Source organism: Bradyrhizobium sp. TM102 (assembly GCF_009176685.1).
GTDB lineage: Bacteria > Pseudomonadota > Alphaproteobacteria > Rhizobiales > Xanthobacteraceae > Bradyrhizobium > Bradyrhizobium ottawaense.
Map to the genome: position 1 here is coordinate 6,520,264 of NZ_AP021855.1, position 17,736 is coordinate 6,537,999.

15 protein-coding genes are annotated in these 17,736 nt (G+C 57.4%); 5 read left to right on the forward strand and 10 right to left on the reverse strand.

Annotated elements, in window-relative coordinates; all coding sequences use genetic code 11:
• The first annotated feature begins 81 nt into the window (after positions 1-81).
• Both GDN70_RS30860 and GDN70_RS30865 read left to right on the forward strand, forming a co-directional pair.
• Positions 82-921 carry a hypothetical protein gene (locus GDN70_RS30860; RefSeq protein ID WP_152103427.1) on the forward strand — a complete coding sequence of 280 codons (840 nt, stop codon included), beginning with the start codon at positions 82-84 and terminating at the stop codon, positions 919-921.
• 32 nt (positions 922-953) lie between these two features.
• On the forward strand, positions 954-1,982 hold the full coding sequence (locus GDN70_RS30865) for a glycosyltransferase (RefSeq protein ID WP_173015901.1): 1,029 nt from the start codon (positions 954-956) through the stop codon (positions 1,980-1,982).
• Between the two features lie 14 nt (positions 1,983-1,996).
• Here GDN70_RS30865 and GDN70_RS30870 read toward each other — a convergent pair whose 3' ends face one another.
• The 9 genes from GDN70_RS30870 to GDN70_RS30910 form a co-directional block, all read right to left on the reverse strand.
• A complete protein-coding gene (locus GDN70_RS30870) occupies positions 1,997-2,608 on the reverse strand; it encodes a TylF/MycF/NovP-related O-methyltransferase (protein ID WP_152103429.1) in 612 nt (203 codons plus the stop codon).
• A 335-nt stretch (positions 2,609-2,943) separates the two neighbouring features.
• Entirely contained in the window at positions 2,944-4,311 is a 1,368-nt protein-coding gene (locus GDN70_RS30875) for a hypothetical protein (RefSeq protein WP_152103430.1), read from the reverse strand.
• A 35-nt stretch (positions 4,312-4,346) separates the two neighbouring features.
• Positions 4,347-5,558 carry an oligosaccharide flippase family protein gene (locus GDN70_RS30880; protein WP_152103431.1) on the reverse strand — a complete coding sequence of 404 codons (1,212 nt, stop codon included), beginning with the start codon at positions 5,556-5,558 and terminating at the stop codon, positions 4,347-4,349.
• Positions 5,555-6,406, reverse strand: coding sequence for a hypothetical protein (locus tag GDN70_RS30885; protein ID WP_152103432.1), 852 nt, complete (start codon positions 6,404-6,406; stop codon positions 5,555-5,557). Before GDN70_RS30885 ends, GDN70_RS30880 begins: the two co-directional genes overlap by 4 nt.
• A gap of 1,206 nt (positions 6,407-7,612) precedes the next feature.
• Entirely contained in the window at positions 7,613-9,880 is a 2,268-nt protein-coding gene (locus tag GDN70_RS30890) for a polysaccharide biosynthesis tyrosine autokinase (RefSeq protein ID WP_152103433.1), read from the reverse strand.
• A 266-nt stretch (positions 9,881-10,146) separates the two neighbouring features.
• A complete protein-coding gene (locus GDN70_RS30895; RefSeq protein ID WP_152103434.1) occupies positions 10,147-10,764 on the reverse strand; it encodes a hypothetical protein in 618 nt (205 codons plus the stop codon).
• A gap of 140 nt (positions 10,765-10,904) precedes the next feature.
• Positions 10,905-12,359: an O-antigen ligase gene (locus tag GDN70_RS30900; RefSeq protein ID WP_244625839.1), complete on the reverse strand. Its 1,455-nt coding sequence runs from the start codon at positions 12,357-12,359 to the stop codon at positions 10,905-10,907.
• A gap of 81 nt (positions 12,360-12,440) precedes the next feature.
• Complete coding sequence (locus GDN70_RS30905; protein WP_240536522.1) at positions 12,441-13,160, reverse strand: hypothetical protein; 720 nt, start codon at positions 13,158-13,160, stop codon at positions 12,441-12,443.
• Positions 13,161-13,185: 25 nt separating this feature from the next.
• The gene (locus GDN70_RS30910; protein WP_038973340.1) at positions 13,186-14,388 is read right to left on the reverse strand and encodes a polysaccharide biosynthesis/export family protein; all 1,203 of its coding nucleotides are present in this window, start codon (positions 14,386-14,388) and stop codon (positions 13,186-13,188) included.
• Positions 14,389-14,796: 408 nt separating this feature from the next.
• Here GDN70_RS30910 and GDN70_RS30915 point away from each other — a divergent pair, with 408 nt between their 5' ends.
• The 3 genes from GDN70_RS30915 to GDN70_RS30925 all read left to right on the forward strand — a co-directional run bounded on the left by GDN70_RS30915 (position 14,797) and on the right by GDN70_RS30925 (position 17,020).
• Complete coding sequence (locus tag GDN70_RS30915; protein ID WP_240536523.1) at positions 14,797-15,240, forward strand: hypothetical protein; 444 nt, start codon at positions 14,797-14,799, stop codon at positions 15,238-15,240.
• A gap of 76 nt (positions 15,241-15,316) precedes the next feature.
• Positions 15,317-15,592 carry a hypothetical protein gene (locus tag GDN70_RS30920; RefSeq protein ID WP_038949593.1) on the forward strand — a complete coding sequence of 92 codons (276 nt, stop codon included), beginning with the start codon at positions 15,317-15,319 and terminating at the stop codon, positions 15,590-15,592.
• A gap of 156 nt (positions 15,593-15,748) precedes the next feature.
• Positions 15,749-17,020, forward strand: a complete 1,272-nt coding sequence (locus GDN70_RS30925) for a hypothetical protein (RefSeq protein ID WP_038973342.1) — start codon at positions 15,749-15,751, stop codon at positions 17,018-17,020.
• An 11-nt stretch (positions 17,021-17,031) separates the two neighbouring features.
• Here GDN70_RS30925 and GDN70_RS30930 read toward each other — a convergent pair whose 3' ends face one another.
• Positions 17,032-17,658 (reverse strand): transglutaminase-like cysteine peptidase, encoded by a 627-nt coding sequence (locus tag GDN70_RS30930; RefSeq protein WP_038949591.1) that lies wholly within the window; start codon positions 17,656-17,658, stop codon positions 17,032-17,034.
• Positions 17,659-17,736: the final 78 nt, after the last annotated feature.

The following is a 17,736-nucleotide window of genomic DNA, read 5'->3' on the forward strand; positions in this document are numbered from 1 at the left end:
AACTGGGGCTTAATGGTTCACTGGATCGCACCAGGTCCAGCCCCACGTAGGGGGGAGTATCAAAAAAACCTGAATGAGGCAGTGAATTCTTTCGATATAAACCACTTGGTAGACCAAATAGCACAGACCAAAGCGCGCTGGCTTATATTCACAGTAGGTCAAAACACCGGTTACTACGCTAGTCCGAATCAATATTTGGACTCTCTTGCGGGGCCGGGCCATACGCCGGAGCGCGACCTAGTTCTGGAATTAGCTAAGGCATTAGCTAAGATAGGAGTGCGCTTCATCGCCTATCTCCCAGGAGAAATCAAAGCAGTAACAAGTCTTCATCAAGTATTTGGCTGGAATCCGGACGATCAGCGTGAGTTTCAGCGGAAATACACCACCTTCATTCGAGAGTATTCTGAACGATATGGATCTTTGTGCAGCGGGTGGTGGATAGACGGTTGCTACAACTGGCGTGCCTTTCCGAACTCGGCTCGTGATTGGCCCTTGTGGACCTCGGCACTGCGCGCCGGCAACCCTCAAGCCGCACTTGCGTTCAACGACGGCTGCTTTCTGGTCAAACATCCTTATCCCTTGACGCCCGGCCAAGATTTTCTGTCGGGCGAATCTGATGGTCTAGATCCAACTGGGCCATTGGCTAAGGATAAGGGCCGACCAGAGCTTATTCGTCTGACTGCCGAATTTTTGGACCAGCTTCCGTGCGTCGGCCATGTACTTGCTCCAATTGACGACAACGGACGCTGGGGGCATCGGGGTCCAGGAGAAATTGCTCCGCCCCTATATTCTCGCGACCAAATGGAATCGACAATAAGCAGCTATTCTCGACTGGGCATAGGATTGACGATGAACGTCGGCATCTACCAAGAAGGAGCAATCGGAGATAGCACCCTCAAGCTGCTGAGCCAACTGCGTTGATCGAGTCAAACAAAATGCCGGCGAAATATATCATGTCTCACAATTACGCCTATATCCAGAACCCGGGCGGCGTAGCCGACATGGCCAATAATCTCGCATCAGCACTTAGTCAAACAACAAGCGATCTTATTGAGGTGTTCCCCGCTGACCGAACAAAGGGAAGAACACTCTGGCGCTTCCTTTCTGAAATAGAGCTGAGCCTTCGCCATTTCTCTGATCCTGTTGTACTTCTCTTTCCAAACTATTTTGCGCTACCGTTGCCTTGGTCGAAGGCCAAATCGATTGTGGTAGTGCACGATCTTCAGTTTAGATACTATCCAGGCTTCCAATCGATATTGAAGCGCCTCATCTTGGAGTTTTCGTATCGGTTGGCCCAACGCAGGGCTGCGGGAGTGGTTTTTATTAGTGAAGCAACGCAAAGCGACTTTGTTAAATTCTACGGCCCTCCCAGCCGGTCAGCAGTGATCCTCACGCCGATCGAAGTTGCCAGTGCCAGTCACTCAAGTGACAGCGCCAGCAAGTACGCCGGCGCTCCATACGCGATTGCGAACTTCCACTCCTACCCGCACAAAAATTTAGAAAAGGTCTTCGAACTTTTTCGTCAATTGCGCTCGGTTACCCCGAAGCTCAAGCTAATCGTCACAGGACGGCAGCCGAAGCAAAGGGACTTGATCTCTAAGGCTGGCCTGGATCCAGAATCAGTAGTCTTCACCGGTTTCATTGAGAAACAAGAAGTACTCAATTTGATTGCAGGCGCAGAGTTCTTTGTCTCAATGTCCCTCTTCGAAGGCTTCAATATGTCTGCTGCTGAGGCGGCAAAGCTCGGTCGGCCGCTTTTACTCTCAGACATACCAGTGCATCGGGAGCTATTCAGCGAATACGCCTTTCTCGTTGACCCAGCGACAACAAGCTTCGACGTTCAAAGATTCCTGACTTATCTTTCCAACTTTTCATCGCACGAACGTTGGGAGCTGGCAGAGAAAACAGAACCTAGATATGCAGCGGAACGCTACATTCAATTCTTCGAGAATGTGCTCGGTGCCCAACCTAGTTCAGAGTAGTCCCCAGTCTAGTCTCAGCGCGTCAAAATGGCTGTTCCGTAAACATCGGGGAGCGGGACGAGTGATATCTTTCTGGCTTCAGCAAATGTCTGAACTGCCGCCTTAGCGCCTGGAAATTGCGAGTTATTGTAATCATGTACGAAGATGTATCCGCCCGGACTCAGCCGGTCATAAAAAAAGTTTAGACCGGCCAAAATCGGATCATGCAAGTCGGTATCAATAGACACAAAGCAGAACAACTCACTCTCCAAACCCACAGCTGTCGAAGGAAACAAACCTTTCCGGACCACGCAGTGACTTGGTGAAGGCATCCTACGTAAGACGTCTCGCTCGTTCGTATCTGAAAAGTCGCGCTTATGAACTAATCCCCTATTGCGGTCAGCCTGCTCTTCGGCCGCATCAAATCCTGCGAACGTGTCGAACAGGTAGAGCGTACGCCCGGGAAACGCCTCATTGATTCGTCGCGCGAAATATCCCTTGTATACTCCAAGCTCCGCGACCGCGCCTACCACCTGCTTTCGAGCGATTTCGTCGGCTATCAAATCAAGGGTCGAGAGACGAACATATTCATTCGTATAAAGATTCTCAAAAACGTTGATCCGCCGCGGCCGCCCGAGATTGGGCATCGTTGCAATGATCGTACGGTTTCTTCTATTGAGCTCTCGACGAACCAAGTCAATTAAAGAGCGTTGCAAACCCACAGTAAACCCCAATGTAAAAAGACTTTGGCAGCCACCCGCCAGAGTGCACCGAAGCTAATCTTGGTCGCCGCCACGAAGCATAATCACTGATGATAGATCTCGCTCCTGGAAGACATCAACCTCGCTGCTATTTTCGAGACGCCAAGCGTGCGGTGCAACCCACACCAACTCAACTCGCTTATTAGCAAGCCGCTGTACAAACGGATCAAGTTGCTGATCATCCACCGGGCAAAATATAGCAGATATCCTCATTCCACGCATCATCCGGTTCTCCGCTCTATCAAATGCCGAGAATAGCGTTCTGCCGCCTTAGAAAGGGGCACCTTCAATCTCAAGCCCAATACACAAACGGTCCAGCCAAGTATAAAAAAGATCAAAACCGGACTGTTACCTAGAAACGGGCCACGGTTAAGTGAAAGCCAGTTTGCGCTAACGATTGCCGAAACACCCAATAGCCAAAGACTCGGCGCATGATAGTAGACTCTCTCTTGAAGTCTTCGTAGTGCCGCGAATAGCGCATAGGTCATGATGACCACGCCAATCCAACCAAAGTCCACGAAAAATTCGACAAAGATCGGAAGAGATATATTGGTCTGACTATATATAGCCTTGAGTCGGCCGGAGGCGAGGAGATGCTCAGCCTGAAATATCTTCAGCTCCGATGGCAACACCGTAGAAAGTGAAGCGAGCAAATGAAGGCCAAACCTATGACCTTCGAGCTCGACCAACTGCATCGCTAGTGCGATATTTTGATGAACGTCAAAATCGGGCGCGAAGGGGAAGACGTCATTGCGCGCCTCGTACCTCGTAATGTTAGAGATAGCTGGCGCTATAACTAAGGAGACAAGAGGCAGACAAACCAAAATCCATTTGCGATCAAAGATACGGAAGCGAGACAATATAAAGATCACCGCGAGAAAGCCGGTCAACAATAGTTGACGCGAGATCGCAACCGGATTGAAGAATGCTACACCGGGCAAAGCAAGCATCATTTCCGAAAGCGGCAATGCCTTGTGGCGAGCTATCCGCCCACAAGCAGAGATGGCAAGAGCGATCAGGTAGCCGCCGGCTAATCCGCGCGGGGCAGTGACAAGCAAAAGCTGGCGGAGAGCGCCCCCTTCCTGACCTACCTGAGTACGCACCTCGGCCCGGGTTTGTAGCAAGATGCTGGGAAACAAAGCGGCAAACGCAATCAGACCTAGCGCGACAAGTCCAAGAACGGGAACACGCAGTCTCACCACGGGAAGAGCTGCAAACTCTCTCGGCATGCGGGCACGCCAAAGCGTGGGAAACGTCGCGGTAGCCAAAAATACTCCGCACATCAACAAAACAGAACCATTAGGATTGTTGAACTCTGACGGAGCGTTCCAAAAATAATATTGAGCTTCCGACAACATTGGCTCGGGAAGCAAAACGTAGAATGCGACAAACATCACCGAGAGCGCCAGAAAGTCCTCAGTTACGTCACCCTGAATGAGCCAGAAGCCCAGGGTCAGGAGGTACATTGCAAACAGCGCATAGTATGTCAGCGGACCGACACCCACAGCTAGTAAAAGCGGGATTGTACCCAAATTGACAACAAGCACACTAAGCGAAAACGGCGCCAATCCCTGAGTCCGCTTCGGCATAGAGCGTAGATCCAAACGACTATAAGAGAGGCGATTCATCCGAGCAGCCATCTCAAGAACGATATTCCTACATGCTTCCGAACCACCGCTTGAACTATGGCAACATCAATCAAGCCCAGAACGGGATAGACCACCAGCGCGGCGCTACCCAACATCTGCGCACTCGCCAATAGTATGCTGACCTTGAGAATAGCCGAAATCCCATAGACTACAGTCAGAAGTTTCGCCCTACCATCCATAACCAATGCCTGGTCCAGCGGCAGGCATAACACTCTGAAAAAGTAGTAGGAAAGCAGATAAGGCATTTGGGACAAGAAGTCGTATTTTGCGGAATAGTGATTCTGGAATACGAAGGCAGCGCACAGCGCAGCAAAGCTCAACAGCAATGCTAGGGCGCCAAGGCTCAAGGCGATTCTCCGGCGACTGCCCTTATATCCAAACTCGAAAGTCGCCGAGTACTTATACATGATGGCTTGAACAAACTGCATAGGCGCTTCTGAAAGCACCAGAGCGATTTTGAAGTTTCCTAGTTCTGCGTTTCCTAGACTACTAGACAGAAGCAAAATGTCGCTCTTGCGAACGGCGAAGCTAAGCAGCGCCGAGAAGAGCAGCCAACTTTGCTCCCGACGATCAACTCCATCCAACCGCCAGGAGCGCTCACGTCCCCTGAGGCTCGCCCAAAAATATGCAACTAAGATCACACAGTTCGATGCCACTATAGCAAGAAGAAATTCTCTAAGATCGTGGACAGAGCAGAGCCAAAGGAAACTCGCTGACGCTGTGTACAGGAAATATCGGATGACTGGATCTAGTGTGAATAGTGTCACCGATCCAAAGCCGCGAAACGCATTCATCACCAACTGGGTCGCGCCCAGCGGGAGCGCGATACTCAGAGCGAAGAAAAGCTGCTCACTCGTAAATCTTGGAACGCTCGAAAGAGCCAGAAGCAACAAAAGCGCGAGCACCGCGCCTATCCCGAGACTTGTCGCAATCTGGGCGGCAGGCATCACCCCTGTGCGCCTCGCCTCACGATAGACCAAGAGTCCGCTTCCCAAAGTGACAGGAACCAGCAACAACTCTGCCATAGCCATCAAAGTGGCAAATTCGCCAAATTGGGCGGGCGAAAGAATGGATGAGAATACCAGATTGTACAGGAAGCCTGATGCGTAGACCGATGCGCGCCCGGTTAGCAACATGAGATTGCCAAGCCATCGCGGGGATTGCAGCAGTCTGGGCACTCTGTTCATTGCCCCGTCGATAACGAGTTTCCTACCTGCCGCCTCCGGGCGAGCTTTGACCTACCCGTCCTCAATGCACTGATCAGCTGAGCGGTGACAACAGGAAGAAACGACTTTCCTGCAAGCGTGTCCGCCATAATCATCTTATATTTACCCTGAAAGTGAATGGCGTAGGGATAGACCAGTTGCCCAGAGTGAGTCCGGAACAAAAGATCCGCCCCATCCCGAAAAAGTCGCTTAATACCCCACCGCATTTGGAATTGATCAGCGCTCTGGTGGGAGGACATCCCAACGTTGTGATCAATGGTCTTGTTGTCTCGTATAGTCGTTCCGTTCTCTACTTTAAGACCGCACTCCTTTTGCCACATCGCAAGCAGAGTCATGTCGGAAATTCCGGAGCGCGGATCGAGCCGACGATTTCGCTCGAAAACGGACTCCAGGAGCGCTTTTCCACTGGCAGTGCTGTAAGTCTGCTGAATGTAGTCCAAGAAGGACGCAAGGGAATCTTTACGCCAGAACGAAAAATGCGGTGACATTTCCAGATAGGTGTAAGGATCTCGTGTCGCTGTCGTAGCCGCGCTTAGGAGCGTGTCGACATCACCGACAAAGCTTTCGATCTCACTAAATTTCGGCTGGATTAAAATGTCCGTGTCAGACAAGAAAAACATATCCACGGAAGATCGCTTCAAACGGTCGGCTATTGCGAAGTATCGGGCGAAACATGCAATCTCAAATGCTGGAGGATTGAGGGATTTATGAATATAGTTCTGGAGGAAAATTGAGTAGCCCTTGTTGCCCTTATCGGGCGGCGATGAGAGCAAAGTAACGTGAGCGCCGGCACGCTTACCGCTTTCCATGAAGGAATCAACATGACCGGCGTTTCGCGTTTCATATGTGAATATAGGCAGCAAGTTCGCCTCGAATTTATTTTTGGTATATGACGTATCTGAACACTTTGATGCCAGTCATTGTACCGAGGATAGTGTCTACTCTCTTGTAGCCAAGAAGATCGATCGCATTGCATTTGTCAGAGCCATAATAGCAAACTCTGACGTTTATCTTACGAGGGCAGTTATTCTTAATACTCACGACATGGTCGAACATCTTCTGATTAATGGCATGACTGCGGGCAGCGGCCTCGATGTCAAGGCAGGGGCGACCGACCCCGTCTCGCATTATGGGCTGGTTTGAGCTTTCAGCGGGCCCTTGCAAGGTTATTGTTGAGTTCGACTGTGCTTGAGCTTCCGAAATCCAAATTGGAGTGGACACTAGAAATAAACCAAGAACTACCGTGCGAGATAAACCACAAGAGATTACCAAGGCCTGTCTTCCTTCTTGACCCCCGGGATATTTACCTTGAAGCCGTCGCGCGCTAACCGACGACTGAGACTTTCTCTTGAAAGCAAATCAACCTGCTGTAGGCCGGCAAGCAACCGTTGTCGGTGTGGCCAGCCGGTGCTGGTTAGAGCCTGCGTAGCATCGTCGACGAGATCAGCATCCGTTATTAGTGCAAACTCCGAGACGATACGCTCCTGAACAGCTTCGCTGAGCAAATCAAAGATCGATAGCGCCAACCGGTGACGCCGCAAGCATATCCATCCCTCATAAGGTCCGAGTTCGTAGGAGTAATTGAGGTACCTTAGGTTCCTAGAATCGTAACCGAGACGTCGTGTTTCGAGTGAGTAACGCAGAAACCAGAGAAATGAATCGTTCGGATTTAGAACTAGAGAAAGCCTGACACTCTCCGCCGCCGCGGCGATTTGCTCATCGATCTTATCGGTGCCTAGTTGGCGGTCTACGCTCTCCGTTGAGCTAACTCTGATTAGCGCTTCGGCCCTTATGATTGTTGATCGAGGCATGCTCGTCGCAGGCAACGCGCTCAACCGCCTCAAAAACTCGGAGAGTGTTTCAGGCCTAAAGCGTTGACCAGACAGAATCTGAGAGGCCGCATTTGCCTCCGCAGCAGCGGACCAGATTGATGGTAGAGTAAAGGCGAGCCACAAAACTGCGATTACTCCAGCCAACAGAAGGCCACATCTGACCGGAAATTCTCGCATAGATCATTATTCCACATACCCATATCGGGCATAATACTTCTGATAGTAATATCGGCCGTGATACGACTCGTACCGAGCAAGCGCCTTGGTGTCGGCTTTATTCAGAACCACACCGAGCAGCTTGTCTTGGATCTCCGGCGAGCCGCGCAGGTTGTGCCTGACGACGTCGATGTTAGTTTTGCCCCATTCCACAACGAAGATGTATGAATCGACGTACGGAGAGGTAACTCGCACGTCGACGACCGGGGCCATGGGCGGCATGTCCAGCACGACGTAGTCAAATTGTGACCTTAGCTGAGTGATCAATGCGTGCATCGCTTGAGAGGCGAGTATCTCATTAGTGTGCAATAACTTGGACGTGAGTCCGGCCGGGAGGATCGATAGCTTAGTTTGAACATCGACGATTATTGCGTCAGCAAGCTGAGATTTCTTGCCAACCACGTCAACGAGACCGAGTTTCGCGTCGGGCACTAGGGCACGAGAAAGAGATGGATTTCGCAGATCAGCGTCCACAAGGATAACTCGGGCGCCACCGTGGGCCATAAGCTGAGCGAGGTTCGTTGAAAGAGTGCTCTTACCTTCGTTAGGTAGGGTGGAGGTTGTCGCCAGAACGCGATTTTCGCGAATGATCGAATTGAGGTCAACAGCGACCTTCAATGAACGGACGGCCTCCGAGAAGCGCGATAGCGGATTGTCGACCACATAGCGAAGAAGATCCGGCTCAGGATTCGCCTTTTTTGAAAGCTTGCTACTTAGCCCCCTAGCAAAGTCCTTTCCTGTAGACGTCGCAGCACCCAACGTCGGGAGAATCGAGATACAGTTTGCACCCAATATCTCTTCCACTTGCGATGTGGTCCGGAATACCTTGTCAGAAAGCTCCCGCGCCATTGCGGCCCCAAAGCTTAGGATCAAGCCTCCACCAAGGGCAGCAGCTAGGATGATCAATGTTTTTGGATAGCTCTTCTTAAGAGGGGTCGTGGCCGCGCTAATCACACGCGCTTCTGTGATTGGGAAGGATTGCTGCTGCACGCTTTCCATATAGCGCTGCAGGAAATTGTCATACATTGCCTGGTAAGACTGCGCGTTGCTCTCGAGCTCACGCAGTTGCACCTGCGCCTGGTTCGTGAGTTGCGATTCCGAGACGACGTTGGCGAGACTCGACTTGATCGCCTCTTCGCGCGTCATGGCGATGTCGTAGTCGCTTTTGTACGACTCCTGGATACGCTTCAACTCGTCGATAACATTCTTTTTGATCTCTGCCATCTGCCGGCGGAGATTGACCGCAGCCAGGTGATCCGATCCGTACTTCATCGACCAGATCGATTCCTTCGACGCCATATCGACATACTGGCCGCGCAGCTTGACGATGGTGTCGTTCTTCAGTGCGTCGGCGACGCTGGCATCCGGAATCTCCTGCTTCAGGATGTCGTTGATGCGGTCCATCCTCGCCTTGGCCTCGGCCGTAGCGGCGTGCGCCATTACCAATTGGCTGTTAACCTCGGCGAGTTGCTGCTCGTTCATCAGGCGCCCACCGGTGTCGACGATGTTGTTAGCGGTCTTGAAATCCACCACTGCCTTCTGTGCGGCGGAGGCTTGGGTACGAAGTTCCTTGATACGATCCTGCAACCACACGCTGGCGCGGCGCGTGGCTTGGTACTTGGCCTCAAGTGAGTCAACGATGTAGGCATCGGCTATCGAATTAGCGATTTTCGAAGCCTTAGTCGGATCCTTCGAGGTAAAGCCGATTTCCATAACATAAGTGAGTCCGAGCCGCTTAATCATGCGGTTCTTCTCGAAACGCTCCAGTGCCTTGCGAGTCAACTCAAATTCCGATGGCGCATGCCCATCGGAAAGAAACGAGCCGATGAAATCAACCAACGACCCCAGCATGCCGCCGCCGCTACCTGTAAATTCAGGATCCTCGATCAAATGAAGATCGCGGATCACAGCGAGACTAATGTTCTCGGATTTCAGGATCTCGACCTGGGTTTCCACCGTCGCGGAATCCACCGCGATGTCGCCGAGCACGGATTGCTGCTGGAACAGCTGCACCTTGCGGGTGTCGATCACCATCGACGCCGTGGAGGTGAACAGCGGCGCGGCGGTGAAGAGATAGAGCAGCGCCAGGATCACGCAGGCCGAGACGATCGCGACCATGGTCGGGAACTGGCGGCGGATAATGTCGAGGTAGGAAGTCAGCGTCTGCGACGGGGAGCCGTCGGCCTCGGCGAAATCACGGTTGATCTCCGAGGTCGGCTTGTTCACCTGCAACATCTAGCAATTCCTGAAAATGGATCGATGTGTGTTCTTGGGATTAATGTTCGCCAACAGCCCAGCTGCGTCCGGGGCAAATCTGATGCCAAAGCCCGCGCTGGGCGAACCACTAGCACAATCCTGCCTGCAATTGAACGCGGTCGATGCAGTGCACAGCGCGTCTTACGCGACATTTTGCAGGAAGCTTAACGGCGCAAAAGCAAAGCGGCGCCCGCGGGCGCCGCTGCCGTGAAATGTCATGGGTCGGCCGAGAGGGCCGGTTCCGGTCAGCGCGGGCTCACGCTGTTCGTGGTGCCACTGACGCCGCCACTGCCGCCGTTGGGAGCGTTGTTGGCCGTGGTGTTGTTGCCGAAGGTGGTGCCGCCGCCGCCATTGCCGCCGGTGGCGAAGCCACTGGTGCCGGTTGGCCCACCCGCGCCCGAACCACCACCGCCCGCGCCGCCGCCGGTCGCGGCGATCGCGACGTCGCCGGTCGCGGCCTGGTAGGCGGCGATGACGTCGGCGTTGCCGGTGTTGGCGATCGCGGCCTGGATCTCATTGGCGAAAGCCTGGTCGGACTGTGCGGCCATGCGGGCGACCTGGGCGAGGCCGCCGACGATCGCGCGCATCTGGTCCTTGGTGGTCGCAGGATCCTTCAACAGCGCGATCAGGCCGGGAAGCGTCGTGGGATCGGAGGCGCCGAGGTCGCGCACGCGCGAGATCAGCTGCGGGCCGCCGGTCGGATATTGCTGCAGCAGGCTGTTGGGGGAAGCCTTGAAGTCGGAAATGACGGTGGCCGGCAGCTGGCGCTGCGGCGGGTAGACGGCGGCGCTGGCGGCCGACGAGATCGTCGCGGCGAGGGCCGCGGCGGCAGCCATGCGAAGCGCAATCTTGATAACGCTCATAAATCAACCTCCAAAAAATCAGCTGCCCCGATGTGCTTCCTCGGCCCGGGCAAATGGCTGTGCAGTGCGGAACCTAACCGAAGAGAAAACAGCTGTCCACTTATTCTAAAGACTTCGTAAACGACGCAACTGCTTCAAATCTAGACACTTTTATGAAGCTGGGGCACCCGGCTCGGGGCGGCGCCAGCGGTTGTCGGATGGCCCTCGCCTCGCCGCCTGGTGGCGCCCGCCTCCGCCATCGCCCGGCCCTCCTTGGTGCGGAAGGACTGCGCCAGGCCCGCGCCGAAAAGCGCAAAGAATGGAATGCTGTAGCCGGGCACCTGCAGCGTGAAGTCGAGGCACGAATGCAGCAGCGACAGCGTCGCGGTCGCCACCGCCGCCAGCGGGATGATGGCATCGCGCCGGCGTCCGAACACGCCCCTGGCCAGGACGAGCAGCATGATGGCCCAGCCGAGCGCCACCAGCAGCGCCATCGGAATGCCCACCTCGGAGGCAAGCTCCAGCGGCGTCGAATGCGCGGCGTCCCAAACGCCGCGAATCGAGATGTTGGGGCTGCGATACGGCGGAAAGGCCCATTGGAAGGTGCCCATGCCGGTGCCGAACCAGGGATTGTCGCCGATGATCCGCAGCGTCGATTTCCAGGCCTCGATGCGGCCTTCGTCGACCAGGCCCTGGCTGTCGAAGCGGCTGGAGACGCGGCCGCCGAGCAGCTGCAAGAGGCCGAGCGCGACGGTGAGGCCCGAGCCCAGCGAGATCCAGATGCCGGTGCGCGGCGGCAGGTCTTTTCGGAGGAAGAGCGTGAACGAGACGATCATCGCGAGCAGCGACAGGCCGACGCCGGCACGCGAGGTCGTCATGAACATCGCCATCAGGCAGATCAGCAGGCAGCCAAGCTGCGGCAGGATCTCTTTTGGCGGGATCGTCCGCACATCGAGCGACAGGCGTTTCCATTCGATGTGCCGCTCAGGGAGCCGGCGGCGGACGTCCTCCAGGATCAGCAGCATCCAGATCACCGCGCAGGAGCCGAAATAGGCCGCCGCCGTGTTGCGGTTGATGAAGGTGCCGGTGACGCTGCCGAGATAGGCCGTCTTGTCCCGCCACAGGATCATGGTGGGCTCGATCAGGAACGAGAGCACGCCGTAGAGGGCGTAGGCCGCACCGGAGATCGCGATCACCCACAACATGCGGCGGGCGCGGTCGCGGTTCGCTCCGACAGTGATGCCGAGGACGATCGCGAGGATGTTGGCGAGCGGCGCGCCGAGCGCGAAGAACGCCTCGTTCTTCACGATGGAAGCAGACGGGGCGATCGGCACGCCCAGCAGATCCGCGGCCTGCTTCCAGATCGGCTGGAATGGCGCAATCCAGGGATGGTCGGAGAGCTGCTCGTGCAGCACGAAGGCGTAAGCCGCAACGATCACGCCGATGCCGGCGAGCAACGAAAGATGCGGCCGACGCAGATCGCGCGTCGGCGCGACGATCACCGCTACCCCGAGGCACAGGCACCAGAATGCGATCGACAGATCATTGGTCGAGCCGAACGGAAACGGCGCGCCGGCCACCACAAAGAACAGGATGAAGGTCGCGGGCAGGCTCAATGACCAACGAATCCTGAACCAGCTGATATTGGGAGGCCAAAGGCGCATCGTGCTTTCTTGAGGCGAGCCTTGCTCTTGGGCTTAGAGGAAGCAATCGATCGGATAGATCTTCAGATCCACGTTGAGGCGGCTGTTCCGGGTCTGCGCCCGGAATGCCAAGAATACTCCAAAGCTATCACTGCCCGGATCGAGTTTTATTCCAGGGGTTAATTCGTCGGGCGGGACCAGGACGCCGATGTGCCGGTTGATGGCGGAAATCTCGATCCGCCCCTCCCCCTCGCCGAAATGCCCGCCGAGCTGCGTCACCGTGACTTTGGGCAGGCCGCGGCGCTGATGACAGACCTCCTCCTCCCATAGCTTGGTCTGCTGGACCAGCGGCTTTCCCGCACCATCGGGGACAACGATATCCGGGAAGGACGGGCGCAGCATTCCGAAGAACTTGCTCTCCTTGGAGTTCGCCGACAGCCGGACCGTGAACGACAGCTCGCCCTTGGCTCCCTTGAGGCGCGACAAGACAGGAGCGTCAGGCTCCGCGGAGACCATCACGTCGATGCGGTGGCGGACGCCTAGCTCTGCAGCAGCGCCGAGAGCCTGCCCGAGCGGTGCAAGCCCGAAGCCGACGGGGACGAGAGCCAAAAGACGGCAAAGTGTCCGAAAGCGCATGAAGCCCCTTGCAACAATGCGGGGTGCCCGATGACCGGCGCACCGTGCCCAGTGGCGCTTTGACCCAATCCCGAATTGGTAGCCGCAGCAGAACCGCTTGCTAAACGAAAATGGCACCGGGACAAAGCCCGGTGCCATCGCTTCTGGTCGATCAAGTCGGCCTTTACGGCGCCAGCTTGACGTTGTTGCGGAAGATCAGGGCGTCGTTGGAGAGATTCACCGCATCCGAGCCGGTGGCCATGATCACGCGCAGGAACTGCAGGAATTTCGTAACTTCGACGTTGCGGGAGTTCGAGACGTAGATCACGTCGCCGTTCTTCATCATGACCTTGGTGGTAAGGAAGAAGCCGCCGGGATCGCGGAGGTTCACGTTGAAGATGACCGGAACGGTCTCGGAAGTGTACTTGCTCACGTCGATACCGAGCTGGGCCGCAACCTCGCGCGGCTCGCGGCGATACATGTACACGGCGGCCGGATCGGCTTGGCCATCGAGAAGACCGCCGGCCTTGCCCATGGCTTCGCCGAGGTTGATGCGCCAGGCATCGAAGTTGAACTCGCCGCTCTGGCCGCTGGCGCCGAACGCCAGGAACTTCTGCTGCTCGCGATAGACGTAGATGCTGTCGTCGGGGCGAACATAGACGTTGTTCTCGGGCGCCATCACGAGATTTTCGAACGGCACGGTGGCCCGCCGTCCGCCGCGCTCCAGCATGACCCAGGTCTCGAAGCCCTGGCCCTTGATGCCGCCGGCGCGGGTGATCGCATCGAGCACCTTGTCCTTTGCGCCCGCCGCGCTCGCGGGGTAACGCGCCGGCGAATTGACTTCGCCGAGCACGCTGATGAGCTGGGTGCGCTGCGAGGACATCGCGACGACCGCCTGCGGCTCGATGGCGCGGTTGCCGATCTTGTCGATGATCGCGCGCTGGATCTGCACCGCCGTAAGCCCCGCGGCCTTGATCTGGCCGGCATAGGGCACCGTGATGAAGCCGTCATTGTCGACCGACTGATCCGGGATCGTCACATAGTTGCCCGGGCGGACGCCGGCTTCGGCCGGAATGAACAGACCGCCTGCCGCGGCTTCGAAGATGGTGACGCTGACGACGTCGCCGATGCCGAACACGATGCTGGCCGGCGGCCGCTTGTCCGTGAACGCCCCAGCGAGCCCCTTGGGCTCATGGGTGTGCAGGATCTTCACCGTCGCCGGATTGAGCGGCACCAGCTCGTAGGCCGGAGCGTTTTCAGTCTGAATCTTGTTGTTGACGTCGTCCGTCAGCGGACCCGAGCCGGGATTGGTCGAGCACGCTCCGAGCGCCAAAGCGGCGGCCAGAAATGCTGGCTTGAAAAGATATGACTTGGCAAAGGAATGCATGAATCGCGCGCCCCAAGAGACCCCAATTAGCCCTGATTGGTACGGCCTAGGGGGTGGTGCGACAAGGGTTCCCGGTGGTTAATGGAGCGATCCGTCGGCTACTGTTGCGTGCGGGCCACTCTTTGGGGCTTGGTTTAACCCTTTGTGACCATTTGTTGTATTTCGTGTGCCCGGTCGGCGAGCAAACCGCCCAACTCAAGGGCTCCGTGTGTCGAGCGCGAGGCTTCTTGACCTCTGGCCGCTCTGCTAAGTCTGGGCCGTTAAGGATAGGAACTCCCATTGTCTGGCCTCCTTCTTGTCCCGCTGTTGGCAGGCTCCCTCCTTGGCGCGGCTGATCGCCCATGGGGCTCTGCTACCTCCTGCGCTGGCAGCGCGCGGTCCTCGTGCCAGGGCGCACCCATTGTCGAGGTGGCCGCCCCCGCCCCCTCCTCCGTCTGGAAGTTCAGCCGCACGCAAGGGGGCAAGGATGGCGAAAGCTTCGCGGCCATCACGAAGACCGCGGATACCACTCAATCCGACCCGGACTTTGCCGGCCTCATCGTCCGCTGTGCGCCAAAGGGCAAGATCGACGTGCTGGTGGCCTTGATCCGGCCGTTCCCGCCGCGGAGCCACCCCAAGGTCACCATCGCCGCGAGCGGCGGCGGTACCCTGACCTTTGACGCCAGCATGGCGGCCGCAGGCGCCGCGGTGCTGCTGCCCGACGAGGTTTCGGCCTTTGCCGCCGGCAAGTGGCAGACGACGGCCTCGCTGTCGGTGGTGGTCAGGGAAAGCGACAGCGAGATCAAGGGCGTGGTGGCCCTGAACGGCTTGCGGGAGGCCTATCATTCGCTGCTGGCAAATTGCAGCCAATAGGCCAAATTTAGCCATACAGCTTAAGGGTCTTTTTAGGGTGGGGAACCTAGGGTCCGAAGCACGGAGAGTGTTTCGGATGACCGCGCTTTTGATTTTCAGCTTTCTCGTAGGTGCCGTACTGGGCCAACGCTTTCGCGTCCTGGTCCTGCTGCCGTTGACCTTCGTCATGGTGCTCACCGCCGTCCCGGTCGGCTTGATGCTCGATCTCACGTTGCTCGAGAGCCTCAAAGGCGTGGCACTCGCGGCCATCGCCCTTCAGGGCGGCTATCTCTTCGGCTCGGCGGCGCGCTTTGGCCTTGCCGCCGCACGTGCCGCCCGCGTCTTCGGCCGTCCGATCAAGGCCACCCGCTGATCTCGCCGATCAACGCCGCGACGAGCCCGCGCGCAAATGGCCCAAGGTTCACGGTTTAAGGTTTAAGCGTTGGACCGAGGCAGGCCTCTGTTTGAAAACCACCCGCTCGCTTGTATGGTGACCTGACCGTTTCAGGATTCCCTTCGAGCGCGCCGTTTGTCCCTCGCTTATTTTGCCCTCATCGTTTCCATCGTCTCCGCTTCCGCTCTCGAAATCGCCGGCGCCAAGTTCGGTGCGCAACTCGGAACGATGGCCGTTGCGCTGAGCCTGCTGGCGGCCACCGCGAGCGCGCGAAAAGCCGATTACGACCACTATGTTCGCGCGACCTCCTGGGGCCGCTGGATCCCGATCGCCATTCCGCTGTTCATCGCGGCCCAGCTCGCCCCTCTTCCACTGAGCTTTGCCCATCCGATCTGGGCCAGCACGCACGATGCCCTAGGTGGCCTGCCGTTCGGACCGATCACGGCCGATATCGGCCTGACCGTCAGCGCGCTGCTGCTGGCGCTTGCGGCGATCTCGTTGCTCGGCGTCACCATCCTGGTGGTCCGCAACCGCAGCCGTGCCGAGCTGGTTCTCTTTGTGCTGAGCGGCGTAACCGCGGTCTCCGCCTTGATGTTGGACCTGCATCGGCTGTCGCCGGCGCTTGCGGCGACCGTTCCCGCTGATCTCACGGCAACCATGGCCGGCCTCGGTCTCATGCTCAATCTGGCGGTGATGCAGCTCGCTGCCGAACGGGCCGAGACGCATCACTCGGTCCTTCGCTCGGTGGCGATCGGCCTTTGCGGGCTTATGGGCGCACTGGCAAGCGCGCTTGCGGTGTTCGGCCTGTCGGGCACGAACAGCGCGATCGCAGCAAGCTTTGGCATTGTGCTGATCCTGCTGGTCCTCGTCATTCGCAGGCTCGATCTATCGCCACTCGCAGCGGGCGCCTTGTCGGCCGCCGCCTTGATCGGGGCTGCGATCGTCCTGTCATTCCTGTTCGAAAAGGGCTCCGGACCGGTCCTCTTGCGGCTCGTCCCGGATGTGGGGGCTGAAACGCGGGCCGCGCTGGAGCGGATGTTGACCGACACGCGCTGGTTCGGCGCGGGCGCCGGGACCTTTGCTGCGGTGGGCCGGATCTACCAGAGCGATGTCGGAGCCGCTTTGACCGCGCCGTCGACAGCCACGGCGGTCTTTGCTGGCATGGGATGGATCGGCCTGGCGGCCGCTCTGGCGGTGAGCTCGATCGCGCTGTTGCGCCTGTTCTTCGGCGCCTTGCAGCGCGGACGCGACTCGTTCTTCCCTGCGGCCGCCGCAGCCAGTGTTTTGTTTGCGCTGGTTCAGAGCTTCGCAGGGCCCGGATTGCTGCGGCCCGCAGCAATCCTGTGCCTTGCAGTGATCGTGGGACTGGGGCTGTCGCAGAGCGTCAGCCAATCCGGATCACGATAGAGCGCGGGTGATCAGACCGCGCGATCGCCGAGTGAGGCCCAATAGTTCGGGTTCTTGGGCGACTGAATGCGGACCCAGCGATAGGGCTTCTTCGACCACGGCAGAATGTGGCCGGAGAGATTGTCCAGCACGAGATCGCCGGCGAAGGTGCGAACCACGACCACGAGATGATGCTCGCCCCAGGTGGTCACGACCTCGCTGAGCAGCACCGAGCGCGCCGGAAAGCCCTTGGCGATCAGTTCGTGGCGTTTTGTCACAGCGTAATCGTTGCAGTCGCCGCTGGTCGGATGCAGCAGCCACTTCTCGCCGCGCAGCCCTTCCAGATTGGCCTCGGGACGGATGGCGGTATTGACCTTCTGGTTGACCTCTTGCATCTGCGCCAGCCGCTCCGCCGTAAGCTTCAGGCGCCCACCCCTGAACACGATGTGCTGCGGCCGCGGCTTGCACTCGTCCTTGTACTTCAGGCAAAACAGCGTGAACGCCATTGGCGCCAGCGTCGGCTGGTCGAACTTGATGTACTGGATGGCCCCGCGCAGCCCCAAAGGCGCACCGACGAAGGCGGCTTCAGCGCGCTGCTGCACCCCCGCAGCAACGACGATGGCGGCCACGGCCGCCAGGAACTTTACAACTTTGCGCATGTCGCGCTCCCCGTTCTTGTTGGGGAGACGCTACGCGAGACGTCTTGAAATACGGCTCAAAGGCCGCGCGATCCTTTA